The sequence below is a fragment of the Streptomyces sp. NPDC006872 genome (assembly GCF_040635845.1).
Classification (GTDB): domain Bacteria; phylum Actinomycetota; class Actinomycetes; order Streptomycetales; family Streptomycetaceae; genus Streptomyces.
This window is the reverse complement of the sequence record NZ_JBEYIL010000001.1, coordinates 992104-1008459: the sequence shown is the minus strand read 5'-3', so window position 1 is coordinate 1008459 and position 16356 is coordinate 992104. Positions and strand designations below refer to the sequence as shown.

Annotated in this window: 14 protein-coding genes; 3 read left to right on the top strand and 11 right to left on the bottom strand. The window is 70.5% G+C overall.

Translation table 11 applies throughout. The features are described from left to right. Positions 1-234: 234 nt before the first annotated feature. Positions 235-993, bottom strand: coding sequence for an alpha/beta fold hydrolase (locus tag ABZ725_RS04680; RefSeq protein WP_358801277.1), 759 nt, complete (start codon positions 991-993; stop codon positions 235-237). A 308-nt stretch (positions 994-1301) separates the two neighbouring features. Between ABZ725_RS04680 and ABZ725_RS04675 the strand changes: the two genes are divergently transcribed. Genes ABZ725_RS04675 through ABZ725_RS04665 form a run of 3 tightly spaced genes read left to right on the top strand, consistent with a single transcriptional unit; the run spans position 1302 to position 3915 of the window. Next, positions 1302-2174 (top strand): metallophosphoesterase, encoded by an 873-nt coding sequence (locus ABZ725_RS04675; protein ID WP_358801276.1) that lies wholly within the window; start codon positions 1302-1304, stop codon positions 2172-2174. Then, on the top strand, positions 2171-2824 hold the full coding sequence (locus ABZ725_RS04670) for a 4'-phosphopantetheinyl transferase superfamily protein (RefSeq protein ID WP_358801275.1): 654 nt from the start codon (positions 2171-2173) through the stop codon (positions 2822-2824). The genes ABZ725_RS04675 and ABZ725_RS04670 overlap by 4 nt, the downstream gene beginning before the upstream one ends. After that, positions 2821-3915 carry a methylmalonyl-CoA mutase family protein gene (locus tag ABZ725_RS04665; RefSeq protein WP_358801274.1) on the top strand — a complete coding sequence of 365 codons (1095 nt, stop codon included), beginning with the start codon at positions 2821-2823 and terminating at the stop codon, positions 3913-3915. Before ABZ725_RS04670 ends, ABZ725_RS04665 begins: the two co-directional genes overlap by 4 nt. Positions 3916-3927: 12 nt before the next feature. Here the strand turns inward: ABZ725_RS04665 and ABZ725_RS04660 are convergent, their stop codons facing one another. From ABZ725_RS04660 to rho, 10 genes are all read right to left on the bottom strand, one after another. Then, positions 3928-5280: an MraY family glycosyltransferase gene (locus ABZ725_RS04660; RefSeq protein ID WP_358801273.1), complete on the bottom strand. Its 1353-nt coding sequence runs from the start codon at positions 5278-5280 to the stop codon at positions 3928-3930. 194 nt (positions 5281-5474) lie between these two features. Beyond that, positions 5475-6713, bottom strand: a complete 1239-nt coding sequence (gene glyA, locus ABZ725_RS04655) for a serine hydroxymethyltransferase (protein WP_358801272.1) — start codon at positions 6711-6713, stop codon at positions 5475-5477. Between the two features lie 209 nt (positions 6714-6922). Continuing rightward, entirely contained in the window at positions 6923-7600 is a 678-nt protein-coding gene (locus ABZ725_RS04650; protein ID WP_358801271.1) for a protein-tyrosine-phosphatase, read from the bottom strand. Continuing rightward, positions 7597-8244 carry an L-threonylcarbamoyladenylate synthase gene (locus tag ABZ725_RS04645; protein WP_358801270.1) on the bottom strand — a complete coding sequence of 216 codons (648 nt, stop codon included), beginning with the start codon at positions 8242-8244 and terminating at the stop codon, positions 7597-7599. The genes ABZ725_RS04650 and ABZ725_RS04645 overlap by 4 nt, the downstream gene beginning before the upstream one ends. A gap of 53 nt (positions 8245-8297) precedes the next feature. After that, on the bottom strand, positions 8298-9143 hold the full coding sequence (gene prmC / locus ABZ725_RS04640) for a peptide chain release factor N(5)-glutamine methyltransferase (protein WP_358801269.1): 846 nt from the start codon (positions 9141-9143) through the stop codon (positions 8298-8300). Between the two features lie 36 nt (positions 9144-9179). Further along, complete coding sequence (gene prfA, locus ABZ725_RS04635) at positions 9180-10256, bottom strand: peptide chain release factor 1 (RefSeq protein ID WP_351903517.1); 1077 nt, start codon at positions 10254-10256, stop codon at positions 9180-9182. Positions 10257-10361: 105 nt separating this feature from the next. Continuing rightward, positions 10362-10586 carry a 50S ribosomal protein L31 gene (gene rpmE / locus ABZ725_RS04630; protein WP_351903514.1) on the bottom strand — a complete coding sequence of 75 codons (225 nt, stop codon included), beginning with the start codon at positions 10584-10586 and terminating at the stop codon, positions 10362-10364. Between the two features lie 161 nt (positions 10587-10747). Then, entirely contained in the window at positions 10748-11887 is a 1140-nt protein-coding gene (locus ABZ725_RS04625; protein ID WP_358801268.1) for an LCP family protein, read from the bottom strand. Between the two features lie 169 nt (positions 11888-12056). Next, entirely contained in the window at positions 12057-13808 is a 1752-nt protein-coding gene (locus ABZ725_RS04620) for a trypsin-like serine protease (RefSeq protein ID WP_358801267.1), read from the bottom strand. Positions 13809-13991: 183 nt separating this feature from the next. Further along, on the bottom strand, positions 13992-16073 hold the full coding sequence (rho, locus tag ABZ725_RS04615) for a transcription termination factor Rho (protein ID WP_358801266.1): 2082 nt from the start codon (positions 16071-16073) through the stop codon (positions 13992-13994). Positions 16074-16356: the final 283 nt, after the last annotated feature.

Genomic DNA, 16356 nt, shown 5'->3' with positions numbered 1-16356 from the left:
GCGCATAGCGGGAGGAATTCCTTTCTTCGGCAGTTCACCTCTCCATAAACGCCAAAAATCCGTTACATTCAATCATCGGATCATCGAAAATGTCAACATGCGAAAATATTCGGACAGGTTTGGTCAAGATTAGGCCAACCGTCACGCATGCCTGGATGATCAGGAAAATGAAGATTGAATAAGAATGAAGTAAGAGGGGAAGTGAGAGATGGAAATACCCGGACCGGGAATTGGCTACGCCACAGCGGTGGAGGTCACGCGAGCGATCGCCTCGATGACCCGGGGCGCCTGCTCATTGAGGTAGAAATGCCCGCCGGGATAGCTCGCCAGCTCGAACCCGCTGCTCGTGTGATCCGCCCAGGCCGCCGCCTCGTCGCGACTGACCCGCGGATCGTCCACCCCGAAATGCGCCTGGATCGGCGCCGCCAGCCGCGCTCCGTCGGTGTGACGGTACGTCTCGGCCGCCTTGTAGTCGCTGCGAATGGCCGGGAGCACCATCCGCAGGATCTCCTCGTCCGCGAGCACCGCGGACTGCGTCCCGCTCAGCGCCTTGAGTTCGGCGATGATCTCGTCGTCGCTGCGCAGGTGAACGGTCTCGACACGGTGCCGGGACGGAGCGCGCCGGCCCGAGGCGAACAGCGCCAGGGGCACGATGCCCTCCTTCTCCAGCCGCACGCCCACCTCGAAGGCGAGACTGGCCCCCATGCTGTGGCCGAAAAGCACCAGCGGCCGGTCGGCCAGCGGCAGCAGTTCGGCCGTCACGGCGTCGGCCAGCTCGGAGATGTCGTCGATGCACGCCTCATGGCGGCGGTCCTGCCGCCCGGGGTACTGGACGGCGAGAACGTCGACCCCCGGGGCGAGGGCCTTGGAGACCGGAAAGAAGTACGAGGCGGATCCACCGGCGTGTGGGAGGCAGACGAGCCTGGTGGCCGCGGTCGGCGCCGGGTGGAACTGGCGGACCCACAGGTTCTCGTCAACGCGGTTGGCACTCACAATAGAACCTTTCGTGCTACAAGTGACCATCGGACTGCGACTCTTGGGCTCCGTCGTCTCGGTACCCATGCTTCGCGACCCCTTACTCCCCCCACAACCCCTAATCGGAGGCGCACCCCCCTACGCGACACGGGGGACCTGGGGCACCGTGGCCGCGACGCGAATTCCCTTTCGAGTCGTACCGGACAATATCGCCGAAGTCCGGTCGGGGTGAAGATTAGGGGTTTCGCCGGCCCGGGGCAGTGGCTCAGGCTGTGCCACGCAGCGCCGCCGCAGCATCGGCGGCCGGGGTCCGGGAAGGGGCAGGATTGAGCCAGGATCGACCACGCGGCCGGCTCCTCGCCATCAGCGACATCCACGTCCGCCACCAGCAGAACCGGGACATCGTCCAGAACCTGCGCCCCGACTCCGCCGACGACTGGCTGCTCGTCGCCGGCGACGTCGGCGAGAGCGTCGCCGACGTCGTCTGGGCCCTGTCCCTCCTCCGGGACCGGTTCGCCCAGGTCGTCTGGGCCCCCGGCAACCACGAGCTGTGGACCGCGCCCGGCGACCCCGACGAACTGCGCGGCGAGCTCAAGTACCGGCACCTGGTGGACCGTTGCCGCGAACTCGGCGTCGTCACCCCGGAGGACCCGTACCCCGTCTGGCACGGCGCGGGCGGCCCGGTGACCGTCGCCCCGCTCTTCCTCCTCTACGACTACAGCTTCCTGCCGCCGGGAGCCCGGTCGAAGAGCCACGCGCTGCGCCTCGCCGACGAGGCCGGGGTGATCTGCACCGACGAGTTCATGCTGCACCCGGACCCCTACCCGAGCCGCGAGGCCTGGTGCCGGGCCCGGCTCACGTCGACCCGCGCCCGGCTCGACGCGCTGCCCGACGACCGGCCCACCGTCCTGGTCAACCACTTCCCGCTCGTCCGCGAACCCACCCGCGTCCTGCGCCACCCCGAGTTCGCCCTGTGGTGCGGCACCGCGTCGACGGCGGACTGGCACCTCAGATACCGGGCCGCCGCGGTCGTCCACGGCCATCTGCACATCCCCCGGGTGATCCACTGCGACGGCGTGCCCCATCACGAGGTGTCCCTCGGCTATCCACGGGAATGGCAACGCCACCCACGGCGACGGGAGTGGCCGGTCGACGTCCTGGCGCCGACGCCGGCCCGGCTGGGCGGTGTGGGCGCGTGATCGAGCGGATCCTGCCGCCGCAGGTCGCGGCCCACGAGATGTTCGCCGACGCCCCCGTCGACGCCCTGCACCCGGAGGAGGCCGCGCTCGTCCGGGACGCCGTGGACGGCCGCCGCCGGGAGTTCGCCACCGGCCGGCACTGCGCGCACCGGGCGCTGGCTGCGCTCGGCGGCATCCGGCCGGCCCCGCTGCTCGCCACGCCCCGCGGCGCACCGCACTGGCCCGCCGGCGTCTGCGGGGCCATCACGCACTGCGCCGGCTATCGCGCCGCCGCCGTCGCCCGTACGCCCGCCGTCACGGCCGTGGGCATCGACGCGGAACCCGACCTGCCGCTCCCGGAGGGCGTCCTGGAGGTCATCGCACTCCCCGCCGAACAGGTGCAGGTCAAGGAGCACACGGCCCGGCACCCCGGCGTCAGCTGGGGAAAGCTGCTGTTCAGCGCCAAGGAGAGCGTCTACAAGGCATGGTTCCCGGCCACTGGGCTGCCCCTCGGATTCGAGGACGCGCTGATCGACGTCGACCCCCTGGGCGGCACCTTCCACGCCCGGGTCCTGCCCACGGCCCTACGCGCGGCGCACCCCGCCCTGCGCAACCTCCACGGCCGCTGGCTCGTGGCACAAGGGATCATCGTCACGACGATCGTGGCATGAGCGTCTCCGGCACCGCGGCCGAGGTCAACGCCGGGTTCCGGCAGCGGGTGGCCGACGGTGCCCGGACCGTGCCGGTCGTCTTCGACCTGCCCACGCGGGCCGGCCTCGACTCCGACGCACCCCAGGCCCACGGACTGGTCGGCCACTGCGGGGTGCCCGTCGACTCGATCGACGACATGCGGGTGCTGTTCGGCGGACTCCGGCTGGAGCGGATCTTCCCCACGCTGGCCGCCGACGTCTCGGCGGCCCCGCTGCTGCTCCTCTACCAGCTGGTCGCCGAGGAGCACGGCACCCCGGCCCGCCGGCTCACCGGGGCGGTCCGCAACGACGTCTTCCGCAGAATCCTCGACCGCGGACCCGACGGCCTCCCCCACCGACCGAAGCTGCGGCTGGCCATGAACGTGGTCGCCTACGGCCTGGCCGAGCTGCCGCGCTGGCAGTGCCTGTCGATCTGCGGCCACCAGCTGGCCGGACCGGACGCCGACCCGGCGCTCGAGGTCGCCCGCACCGTCGCGGGCGGCGTCGAGTACCTGCGCGCGGCGGCCACGGCGGGCCTGGACCCGCGCGCGGTGGCCCGCCGGCTCACCATCTGCCTCACCGCGGGTGCCACAGCCCGCGAGAGCCGGACGAAACTGCGCGCGGCCCGCACCGTCTGGACCCGCACGGCACACGACCACCTCACCCCGGGCCTGCCCACCCCGCGCCTGTACGTCCAACACCCCCGACACCGCTCGCCCGCTCCCGCGCTCCGCCCCCTCCCCAGAGCCCTCGACGCCGCGGCGCTGGCCGTACTGGACCGCATGCACCGACAGCACGGCACGCTCACCCTCCTCGGCCACGCCGTCCCGACCCGCCGCCGTATCCCCCGCCCGCACCCGGCCTCCCAGGCGTTACAGGCCGGCCAGGCCGAACGCCTGGCGAAACTGCGCGCCTGGCGCATCCAGTCCGCCGTGGACGAGGCCCTCCTACGCCTCCACCAGGCCGCCCGGGGCACCGACAACGTCCTCTACCCCATGAAGGACGCCCTGGCCGCGAGAGCCACCGTGGGCGAGGTCTGCACCACCCTGCACCGAGCCTGGTCCCCGCACTGACGGGAGCTGCCGCTATGCGCGCTCGCGCTCCTGGGTGCGCAGGCGGGCGGTGCGCTCCGACAGGGCCGTGCTGCCGTGCAGGGTGCGCGGGACGCCCGGCTCGCGGGCCGGGACCGTCTCCGCGACGCGCTCGGACGGGGCTGCCGACACGGCGACCGCGGCGGGGGCGGACACCAGGATCTCGCCCGGGGCGGCCGTCGGGCGCCGGTAGCGCGGCGGGACGAACGACTCGGCCCAGCGCGGCGCACGCGGCGTGAAGCGCGGCAGCAGGAGCAGCAGCAGCCCGATCGCGCTGAGGAACACCACACCGAGGACGATCCACATCGAGGCCGCGTTGACGGAGTAGGCGAGCGCGCCGAACCCGATCAGCGCCGACCAGAAGTACATGATCAGCACCGCACGGCTGTGCGAGTGGCCGATCTCCAGCAGCCGGTGGTGCAGATGCCCGCGGTCCGCCGCGAACGGCGACTGGCCGCGCCAGGTGCGGCGCACGATCGCCAGAACCAGGTCGGCGGCCGGGATCGCGATGATCGTCAGCGGCATCACCAGCGGGATGTAGACCGGCACCATCTGGTGGACGGCGTTGCGCTCGGACCCGGAGAACAGCTTCATCACATCGGGGTCGACCTGCCCCGTGATGGAGATCGCGCCCGCGGCCAGCACCAGCCCGATCAGCATCGAGCCCGAGTCGCCCATGAAGATCCGGGCGGGATGCATGTTGTGCGGCAGGAAGCCCAGGCACATGCCCATCAGAATCGCCGCGAACAGCGTCGCCGGAGCGGCGGCCTCGATGCCGTACGAATACCAGATGCGGTAGGCGTACATGAAGAACGCGGCCGACGCGATGCACACCATGCCCGCGGCGAGGCCGTCCAGACCGTCCACGAAGTTGACGGCGTTGATGGTGATGACGACCAGCGCCACCGTCAGCAGGGTGCCCTGCCACTGGGTCAGCGCGACCGTGCCGACCAGCGGGATGGGCAGCCACAGGATCGTCAGACCCTGCATGACCATGACGCCGGCGGCGATCATCTGGCCGCCCAGCTTGATCAGGGCGTCGATCTCGAACTTGTCGTCCAGGACGCCGATCAGCCAGATCAGCGCCGCCCCGGAAAGCAGGGCGCGCGGCTCGTTCGACTTCTCGAAGACCTCGTTGAGGTTGGTGAGATGGTCGGCGACCAGCAGACCGGCGCACAGGCCGAAGAACATCGCGATCCCGCCGAGGCGCGGAGTCGGTTCCCGGTGCACGTCACGGGCCCTGATCTCCGGCATCGCTCCGGCCACGATCGCGAACTTACGTACCGGCCCTGTCAGCAGATACGTCACCGCGGCCGTGATGCAGAGCGTCAGCAGGTATTCACGCACAGGCTTCCCCACAGGTCTCGCTGGCCATCTCAGTCCCACACCCTAGCGATCGACTCCTACTCGGCGCATATGTGTCGCATATGTGTGAGGACTTCCGGGTAGTGACGATGGTTTCACGTGAGGCTGTGAGAAGGAGCGCCAGGGGTGTGCACAGGGGTGTCCACGGGGCGCGCACGAGGTCCGTACGCCCCGGTTCAGCCCGGGTAGGGCGGGAACGCCAGGGTCAGCTCACGCACCTCCTCGCGGGCCTTCTTGCCCTCGATCTCGTCCCGCAGCACCCCCGCGAGCAGCGCCGCGACCCGCCTCATCTCCTCCTGCCCCATGCCTTGGGTGGTGACCGCCGCGGTGCCCAGGCGCAGCCCACGGACGTGCGCATGCGGCAGTGCGCAGCAGTCCAGCACCATCCCGGCGGCCGCGAGCAGCCCGCGCGCGGTGCGCCCGTCGACGCCGAGGGGCGCCGGGTCGGCGGTGATGAGATGGGTGTCGGTGCCGCCGGTCGTGACGACCAGCCCCGCCTCCTCCAGAGCGGCCGCCAGAACCCTCGCGTTGGCGACCACCTGATGGGCGTACACGGTGAACGCCGGTGTTGCCGCCTCGCCGAACGCGACCGCCTTCGCGGCGATGGTGTGCATCTGCGCGCCGCCCTGGGTGAACGGGAAGACGGCCCGGTCCACCCGCTCGGCGAGCTCGGCGCCGCACAGGATCATCCCGCCGCGCGGCCCGCGCAGCACCTTGTGCGTGGTGGCGCAGACGATGTCGGCGTACGGCACCGGGCTGGGCGCCGCTCCCCCGGCGACGAGCCCGATGGGGTGGGCGGCGTCGGCGATGAGATAGGCGCCGACCTCGTCGGCCACTTCCCGGAAGAAGGCGTAGTCGAGGTGGCGGGGGTAGGCGATGGACCCGCACACGATCGCCTTGGGCCGGTGGCTCCGGGCCAGCGTGCGGACCTGCTCGTGGTCGACGAGCCCGGTCTCGGCGTCCACCCCGTAGGGGACGAAGTCGAACCAGCGCCCGGAGAAGTTCGCCGGCGAGCCGTGGGTGAGATGGCCCCCGTAGGGCAGCCCCAGCGCGAGCACGGTGTCCCCGGGCCGCAGCAGGGCGGCGTAGGCGGCCAGCACCGCCGAGGAGCCCGAGTGGGCCTGGACGTTGGCGTGCTCGGCGCCGAACAGCGCCTTGGCGCGGTCCACGGCGATGCGCTCGGCGACGTCGACGATCTCGCAGCCGCCGTGGTGTCTGGCCCCCGGATACCCCTCCGCGTACTTGTTGGCGAGCGACGAGCCAAGCGCGGCCAGCACGGCGGGCGAGGTGAAGTTCTCGGCGGCGACCAGCTGCAGCGTCGTCGCCTGCCGCTCCCGTTCCCCGAGCAGGATCTCGGCCAGCTCGGGGTCCTGCCGGCGCAGGACATCGGCCTCGGGGACATGGGTGACCGACATGATGCGCTCCGGGCGTCGACGATGACGTACGTCCAATGTAGGCCCGGGGCGGAGGAGACGCGCGGTTGTCACCTCCGCGCGGGTACGCCCGTCGGCGTGACGACCGGGACCCGATCCCCGACGCGCCCCTCGCACCGCTCGGCCCTGCGGGCCTCACGGGCAGCGGGCCGCTGCGGCGGCCACCGTCCGCCGACTCCGTGCGGCCCTCGTCAAGCGCGCGCGGGTACGCCCGTCAGCGCCGTGACGACCGGGTCCAGGGCCTCGTGTATCTCGTCGCCGATCGAGCGGAAGAACGGGAGGGGCGCGCCGTAGGGGTCGTAGACCTCGTCCGCCTCCAGCGTGGGGGCCAGGAGCCACCCGCGTAGCGCCGCCGCGGCGCGCACCAGGGCGCGGGCGCGCATGACCACGCCCTCGTCCAGCGGCGGGAGCGTGGTGGGGTCGATGGCGTTCACCAGACGGGTGAACTCCTTCAGGGTGAAGGTGCGCAGGCCCGCCGAGTGGCCCATGGAGATGACCTGGGCGCGGTGGTCGCGGGTCGCCGTCAGGACCAGGTCGGCCATGATGACGTGCTCGTCGAGGAGCTCGCGGCCGGTGAAGCCGGTGGCGTCCGCGCCGAAGTCGGCCAGCACGGTCTCCGCGTTGGCCTCCATCGGCGCGCCCTCGTGGCCCCAGGTGCCCGCGCTCTCCACGATCAGCCCGCCGCCCAGCAGGCCGAGCCGCTGGGACACGAAATGCCGGGTCAGCCGCTCGGTGATGGGCGAGCGGCAGACGTTTCCGGTGCTGACGTGGAGGATGCGGAAGGTGTCGCGCGGAAACCCGAACGTCGTCGTCTGTTCCGCGGCGCGTTCCCCGTTGCCTATGCCACGCCCCGCGTCAGGGGCTGTCAATTCGCCACCTCGAGGTCGGGTACGACCTTCCGCAGCTCGTCCACGGTGATCGCGCCCTCACGCAGCAGCAGCGGCACCTCTCGGCTGACGTCGACGATCGAGGAGGGGACGTTGCCGGGGGTCGGGCCGCCGTCGAGGTAGACGGAGACGGAGTCGCCGAGCATCTCCTGCGCGTGGTCGCAGTTCTCCGGCGCGGGGTGACCGGTCAGGTTGGCGGAGGAGACCGCCATCGGGCCGACCTCCGTCAGCAGCTCGATGGCGACCGGGTGCAGTGGCATGCGCACGGCGACCGTGCCCCGGGTGTCCCCCAGGTCCCACTGCAGGGACGGCTGGTGCTTGGCGACGAGCGTCAGCGCGCCCGGCCAGAACGCGTCGACCAGCTCCCAGGCCAGCTCGGAGAAGTCCGTGACCAGGCCGTGCAGGGTGTTCGGGGAGCCGATCAGCACCGGAGTGGGCATGTTGCGGCCCCGCCCCTTGGCCGCGAGGAGGTCGACGACGGCCTCCGAGGAGAACGCGTCGGCGCCGATCCCGTACACCGTGTCGGTCGGCAGGACCACGAGCTCGCCACGACGGACGGCGGACGCGGCCTCGCGCAGACCGGTCACGCGGTCGGTCGCGTCGTTGGTGTCGTATCGCCGAGCCATTTAGCGGGCCTCCTCGTACACGTACTGCTGCGGGTCACAAGTGTGGGGCGCGCTCACGGCATCGCCCTGCGTGCGGTGGCGAAGCGCGGGCGCTTGTTGAGGTCGGGGTGGTCGGCCGCGTCGGCCCACCCCCGTTCCTCGGTGAAGATCCACGGCACCTGGCCGCCCTGGGTGTCGGCGTGCTCGATGACGACGACACCGCCCGGACGGAGCAGCCGGTGTGCGGTGCGTTCGATGCCCCGGATCAGGTCGAGGCCGTCCTCGCCGGAGAACAGGGCGAGTTCGGGGTCGTAGTCCCGCGCCTCGGGAGCGACGTACTCCCATTCGGTGAGCGGGATGTACGGGGGGTTGGAGACGACCAGGTCGACCTGGCCGTCGAGGTCGCGGAAGGCGTCCAGGGCGTCGCCCTGACGCAGGTCGACCCTGGACCCCTCCATGTTCTTGCGCGTCCAGCGCAGGGCGTCCTCGGACAGCTCCACGGCGTGCACAGCGGAGCGCGGGACCTCCTGGGCGAGGGCGAGCGCGATGGCGCCGCTGCCGGTGCACAGGTCGACGATCCGGGGCTCGACGACGTCCATGGCGCGTACGGCGTCTATGGCCCAGCCCACCACCGACTCGGTCTCGGGGCGTGGCACGAAGACTCCGGGGCCGACCTGGAGCTCCAGATACCGGAAGAAGGCCCGCCCGGTGATGTGCTGCAGCGGCTCACGCTGCTCACGCCGGGCGATGGTCTCCCAGTAGCGGGCGTCGAAGTCGGAGTCCTTGACGGAGTGGAGCTCACCGCGCTTCACGGCGTGCACGAACGCGGCGAGCTCCTCCGCGTCGTTGCGCGGCGAGGGCACGCCGGCGTCGGCCAGCCGCTGGGTGGCCTGGGCCACCTCTGCGAGCAGCAGGTTCACGCAAGTCCTCCGTGTCGTACTGGTGCGTGCGGTGCCTTACGCGGCTGCGAGCTTGGCGGCCGAGTCCGCGTCGACGCAGGCCTGGATCACCGCGTCGAGGTCGCCGTCCAGGACCTGGTCCAGGTTGTACGACTTGAAGCCCACGCGGTGGTCCGAGATGCGGTTCTCCGGGAAGTTGTACGTGCGGATCTTCTCGGAGCGGTCGACGGTGCGGACCTGGCTGCGACGGGCGTCCGCGGCCTCCCGCTCCGCTTCCTCCTGTGCCGCTGCGAGCAGCCTGGAGCGCAGGATACGCATCGCCTGCTCCTTGTTCTGCAGCTGGCTCTTCTCGTTCTGGCAGGAGGCGACGACTCCGGTGGGAATGTGCGTGATGCGCACCGCGGAGTCGGTCGTGTTGACGGACTGGCCGCCGGGACCGGAGGACCGGTACACGTCGATGCGGAGATCGTTCGCGTTGATCTCGACGTCGACCTCCTCGGCCTCGGGCGTGACGAGCACACCGGCGGCGGAGGTGTGGATCCGCCCCTGCGACTCGGTCGCCGGCACCCGCTGCACCCGGTGCACGCCGCCCTCGTACTTCAGCCGCGCCCACACGCCCTGTCCGGGCTCGGTGGCGCCCTGGCCGCCCTTGGTCTTCACCGCGACCTGGACGTCCTTGTAGCCGCCCAGCTCGGACTCGGTGGCGTCGATGATCTCGGTCTTCCACCCCACGCGCTCGGCGTACCGCAGATACATCCGCAGCAGATCCCCGGCGAACAGCGCCGACTCGTCACCGCCGGCGCCCGCCTTGACTTCGAGGATGACGTCCTTGTCGTCGTTGGGGTCCCGCGGGACGAGCAGCAGGCGCAGCTTCTCGGTGAGTTCCTCGCGCTGCTTCTCCAGCTCCTTGACCTCGGCCACGAAGTCGGGGTCGTCGGCGGCGAACTCGCGCGCGGTCTCGATGTCGTCGCCGGTCTGCTTCCAGGAGCGGTACGTGCCGACGATGGGGGTCAGCTCGGCGTAACGCTTGTTCAGCTTGCGCGCGTTGGCCTGGTCGGCGAAGACCGACGGATCGGCCAGCTTCTTCTCCAGGTCGGCGTGCTCACCGAGCAACTCCTCGACGGCCTCGAACATGGTGGGCTCCTAGACGTGCGTGGGGGAAGGGCGGGCGACCAAAAACGCCGGTCCCGGCGTGCCCCTGGGCGGGGACACGACCGTGGACCGGCGAAAAGGGGCTCGCTACTTCTTGGAGCCGGCGGAAGCCTTGCCGAAGCGGGCCTCGAAGCGGGCCACACGGCCACCGGTGTCGAGGATCTTCTGCTTGCCCGTGTAGAACGGGTGGCACTCGGAGCAGACGTCGGCGCGGATGGAACCGCTCTCGATCGTGCTGCGGGTGGTGAACGACGCGCCACAGGTGCAGCTGACCTGCGTCTCGACGTACTCGGGGTGGATGTCGCGCTTCAAGGTGTCTCCTAGTTTCGGGAGGGCGCCGGGTCGCTGTCGCGGGACACGACCAGCGTGAACCGGGGCCGACGTACCAGTCTGCCAGGACTGGCCGCATCCCCCAAAACCGGGGGTTGCCCTGATCTATTCCCCGCGGGCCGCCGGGGGCTTTTCGCGCGCCCCTACGACGACGTCACGACCCCCGCCGCCTCGCCGGTCGCGTTGCCCTCGGTCGCCGCCTTCGGGATCGGCAGATCGTTCTTCAGCGCCGCCCAGACCTGCTTCGCCTTCGCCTCGGCGACGATGACCCGGTTGGGGTTGGCCGGGTCGTACACGACCGGCATCGTCACCATGTTCATGTTCGCCGAGCTGATGCCCTTCAGACCGTTCGCGAAGGACATCAGGGAGTTCAGCGAGCCGAGGTCGGAGTCGGTCGTGACGGCCTTGGTCGCGGTGTTGGCGAGGTCGTACAGCTTCGTGCCGCTGGTGAACAGGCCGACGTGCTTGACCTGCTCGACCAGGGCCTTGATGAAGGCCTGCTGGAGCTGGATGCGGCCGAGGTCGGAGCCGTCGCCGACGCCGTGCCGGGTGCGGACCAGGCCGAGCGCCTGCTCGCCGGTGAGCGTGTGCGTGCCGGCCTTGAGGTTCAGATGGCTGTCGGGGTCGTCGATGGCCTTGGTCGTGGTGACCTCGACGCCGCCGAGTTCGTCGATGAGCTTCTCGAAGCCGGAGAAGTCGACTTCCAGGTAGTGGTCCATCCGGACGCCGCTGATCGACTCGACCGTCTTCACGGCGCAGGCGGCGCCGCCCGTGGAGTACGCCGAGTTGAACATGACGTCGGACGCGGCGTCGTGGGTGACGCCCTTGGTGTCCGTGCAGGCGGGGCGGTCGATGAGGGTGTCGCGGGGGATGGAGACCACACTGGCCTTCTTGTGGCCCTCGTACACGTGGATGATCATCGCGGTGTCGGAGCGGGCGCTGCCGTCGTCGGCGCCGCCGCCGAGCTTCTTGTTGGCGCCGGAGCGGGTGTCCGAGCCGAGGACGAGGATGTTCTCGGAGCCGTTGTCGACCTTGGTGGGCCGGTTGGTGCCCAGCGCCTGGTCGATGTCGACGCTCTTGATGTTCCCGTTGAGCTTGAAGTACAGGTAGCCCACACCGGTGCCGCCCAGTACGAGGATGCCCGCGGCGGTCCACGCGGCGATCAGCAGCCCCTTGTGTCTGCCTCGCTGCTTGCGGTGGCGCGGGCCGGTGCCGCCGGCCGCGCCGCTCGTCGTGCCGGCCTCACCCGGTATGCCGGGCTCCGGCGTGCTGTCGGCGGACATGTGCTCCTCTGTTCTCGTGCAACCTCACCATCGTCACTCCGCCAGGTCAGACGGGGAAACTCGGGACAGGGTTGCACAAACGCTCCGTGCCCGATCCGCTGCGGACCGGACACGGAGCGTTTCGCAAGTGGGCGTGGAGCACACCGCTCACCTGCGTCTTCGGCCTGACTCAGCCGAGAATGTCGTACTGCTTGAACGTTGTGCCGAGGGACAGCGCTGCGGAAAAGATCACATTTGTGGCGCCGCCGTTGCCCCGGTACAGGACCAGCTTGCCGGCGGGCGTGCGGGCCAGCAGGTCGGCCTTGCCGTCGCCGTTGACGTCGCCGACCGTGGCGAACGCGTTGTAGGTGGCGTTGCTCCAGGTCGCCACCTTGAGGCCGGGCGCGAAGGCGCCCGTGCCGGTGACGCCCCGACCTCGGAACAGGTAGACCGCGCCGCTGGTCTTGTTGCGGGCCAGCAGGTCGGCCTTGCCGTCGTTGTTGAAGTCGCCGTGGCCGCGCACGAAGTTGAAGCTGTTCCAGCCCGTGCCCGCCTTCGACACGGCGCCGAAGCTGCCGTTGCCCTTGCCCGGGTAGATCCACAGCACGCCGGCGGAGTCCACGGAGACCAGGTCGGGCAGGTAGTCGCCGGTGACGTCACCGGGGGCGACGATCGCCAGACGGGACTTCCAGTTGTCGCCGATGAGCTTGTTCGCCCAGGTTCCGCTGGCGGGCACGTAGTGCTTCCAGAAGACGTCCCCGTCGGACGTGCGGCGCACGATCAGGTCCTGGTAGCCGTCGCGGTCCAGGTCGGCCTGCACGATGAGGTTGTAGCCGCTCCAGGTGCCCCAGGACAGCCGCGCGGCCAGCGAGGTGCCCTTGGAGTCCAGCTCGTAGCCGATCTGGTTGCTGGAGTTGCGCGCGAACAGGTCCGCGTTGTGGTCACCGCTGAGATTGGTGTCGTCGATGCGCGGATAGACCGTGCCGACGTACGAGGTGACCTTGCTGAAGACGCTGTACGCACCGCTCTCGACGCAGTCCGTCACGCCCCAGGAGACGACGCCCACGATCCGGCCGCCGTAGACCAGCGGACCGCCGGAGTCGCCGTTGCAGGCGGAGTTGGTGCCCTCGTCGCTGCCGGTGGCGGGGTCGCCCGCGCACACCATGTGGCCCTTGACGAAGTCGGCGCCGTAGTAGTTCGCGCAGGTGTTGTCCGACTGGATCGGCAGCGTGGCCGTCTTCAGCGTGTCGGAGATGTCCTGGCTGGTGGAGCTGGTGCGGCCCCAGCCGTAGACCGTGGCCTTGGTGCCCGCGACGTACGACCCGGTGTTGGCCGACGTGATCATCGGGATCGGCGTGGCCTTGATCGGGTTCGGCAGGGTCAGCACGGCGATGTCGTTGTCCAGCGACGACGCGCTGTACGACCAGTGGTTCCACTGGAGCCACACGCCGCTGACGGTGCCGCCGTGCACATCGCCCTCGGACGGCAGCTGCGACGTGCCGGTGACGATCGCGCCGTTGGCCTTCCAGTCGTAGCCCTTGACGCAGTGCGCGGCGGTGAGGATCTTCGTCGGCGAGACGACCGCGCCGCCGCAGAAGAAGCCGATGTCGTCGCTGGTGTTGTCGGGGGTGCCGCGATCGTCCCCGTACCAGAGCTGCGCCATCCAGGGCGCCTTGGTGATCGTGGTGGTGGTGCCGCCGATGATCTTCGGGTCGATCGTGGTGGCGGCGCCTTCGCTCGCGCTCAGGGACGCCTTCGACGTCTTGCCCGCGATGTCGTCACCGGCCACGGCGATGTCGAGCCGCTTCTGCAGTTCCTTCGCCGACGGCGCGCTGGCCTTGGGCGTCGGCGGCGCCTCGGCCGCCTGCGCCGACGAGGTCAGCAGCGCACCGGCCACCGCGGCGGCGAGGCCGGCCGCGGCAACCGGCAGAACGATCCGCATCCGACGTCTGTGACGCCGTCCCCCGGACGTGGGTGTACCCACTCAAGTCCCCCCTAGGGATCTGAAAGTTCATGGTCGAAAACATGACCGAAGGCGAGATAGTACCCCGTCGTGGAACAGCGGAAAGGGCCGCCTCCCGAGAACGGGGAGCGACCCTTCCTTTCCAGCCTTTTCGGACCGTCGTCAGTCGTTGTTGCCCGACGTCGGCGTCGTCTTCTGGATCTGCATCAGGAACTCGATGTTCGACTTCGTCTGCTTCATCTTGTCGAGGAGCAGTTCGATCGCCTGCTGCTGGTCGAGCGCGTGCAGCACCCGGCGCAGCTTCCAGGTGACCGCCAGCTCCTCGTTGCCGAGCAGGATCTCTTCCTTACGGGTACCGGACGCGTCGACGTCCACCGCCGGGAAGATGCGCTTGTCGGCGAGCTTCCGGTCGAGCTTGAGCTCCGCGTTGCCGGTGCCCTTGAACTCCTCGAAGATGACCTCGTCCATGCGCGAGCCGGTGTCGACGAGCGCGGTGGCCAGGATGGTCAGCGAGCCGCCGTCCTCGATGTTGCGCGCGGCGCCGAAGAAGCGCTTCGGCGGGTACAGCGCGGTCGAGTCGACACCACCGGACAGGATGCGGCCGGAGGCCGGGGCGGCGAGGTTGTACGCACGGCCCAGACGCGTGATCGAGTCGAGCAGCACGACGACGTCGTGGCCCAGCTCCACCAGACGCTTGGCGCGCTCGATGGCGAGCTCGGCGACCGTGGTGTGGTCCTCGGCCGGGCGGTCGAAGGTCGAGGAGATGACCTCGCCCTTCACCGACCGCTGCATGTCGGTGACCTCTTCCGGACGCTCGTCGACCAGGACGACCATCAGGTGGCACTCGGGGTTGTTGTGCGTGATCGCGTTGGCGATCGCCTGCATGATCATGGTCTTGCCGGTCTTCGGCGGGGCCACGATCAGACCGCGCTGGCCCTTGCCGATGGGCGCGACGAGGTCGATGATGCGGGTCGTCAGCACACCCGGGTCGGTCTCCAGGCGGAGCCGGTCCTGCGGGTACAGCGGCGTCAGCTTGTTGAACTCCGGGCGGCCACGGCCCTGTTCGGGCGCCATGCCGTTGACGGAGTCCAGCCGGACCAGCGCGTTGAACTTCTCGCGGCGCTCGCCCTCCTTGGGCTGACGGACCGCGCCCGTGACGTGGTCGCCCTTGCGCAGACCGCTCTTGCGGACCTGGGCGAGGGAGACGTACACGTCGTTGGGGCCCGGCAGGTAGCCCGACGTACGGATGAAGGCGTAGTTGTCGAGGATGTCCAGGATGCCCGCGACGGGGATCAGGACGTCGTCGTCGGTGAGCTGCGGCTCGGCCGTGCCGATCTCGTCACGCCCACGACGGCCGCGGCGGTCGCGGTAACGGCCACGCCGGCCACGCCGGCCGCCGTCGAAGTCGTCGTCGTCCTGCGGCCCGTTGTCGCGCTGCTGACGGTCCTGGCGGTCCTGGCGGCCACCGCTCTGCTGCGAGCCCTGCTGCTGGCCGCCGCGCTGCGGCTGACCGCCCTGCTGGTCCTCGCTCTTGCGGCGGTCGCCACGCTCACCGCGGTCGGTGCGCTCGGTGCGCTCGGTGCGCTCGGTGCGCTCGCCGCGGTCGCGGCCACGCTCACGGCGGTCGCGGCGGCGGCCGTCGCCACCGTCGACGTCGTTCTTGGCGTCGCCCTGCGGCTGCGCGGGAGCCTCGGTCTGCACCGCGGCGGGCGTCTCGGCCTTCGGGGCGCTCTTCGCCTCGGCGACGACCGTCTCGGGGCTGCCCGCCTCGGCGGTGGCGCGGCGGCGACGGCGCTCGGCGGGGGCTTCGTTCCCGCCGGCCGGCTGGCCGGGAATCTCGATCTGCTGCTGGGCCACGGCCTTCTCGGCGGGGGCCTCGGCCGGAGCGGCTTCCGCCTTCTTCTCGGCGGCATCGCCCGTACGGCTCTTCGAGGTGGCGCGGCGCTTGGGCTTGGTCTCGGCGACCTCCCCGGCGGGGGCGGCAGCCGCCTTGGAGGCCGCGGAGCCCCCTCCCGCCTGCGCCTCCTTGATGACCTCGATCAGCTGGCTCTTGCGCATACGCGCCGTGCCCTTGATGCCGAGGCCCGATGCGACCTGCTGCAGCTCGGCCAGCACCATGCCCTCGAGGCCGGTACCGCGGCGCCGCCGGGAGCCGGCACCGCTGGCAGGCGCGGAGGCGTCCGTGGCGGGCGCGGCAGCGGTCTCCTCGACACGTGCGCCCATCAGATCGGTGGTGTCGCTCACGAAGGGTCCTTCCCTGGAGCGGACGTCGGCCTGTCTGGCTCGGCGACCGGTTGTGCTGTCCGACTTCGGTCCTTGCTGTGGCGAAGCCGGGGCGGTTGTCCGCCGGAGCGGCGGAAGAGTTTTCTGGTGATGGCGCTTCCTCGACGAGCCGTGACACCCAGTGTCACGTGGCGTGGTCGCACCGATTCCGGAGCGTGCCCCGTGGACCGCTCAGCGTCGTTGCACGGCGTACTGCCCAGGTACGACATACGGAACGCAGTGCGGCTTGGGGAGCTCCCGGAAG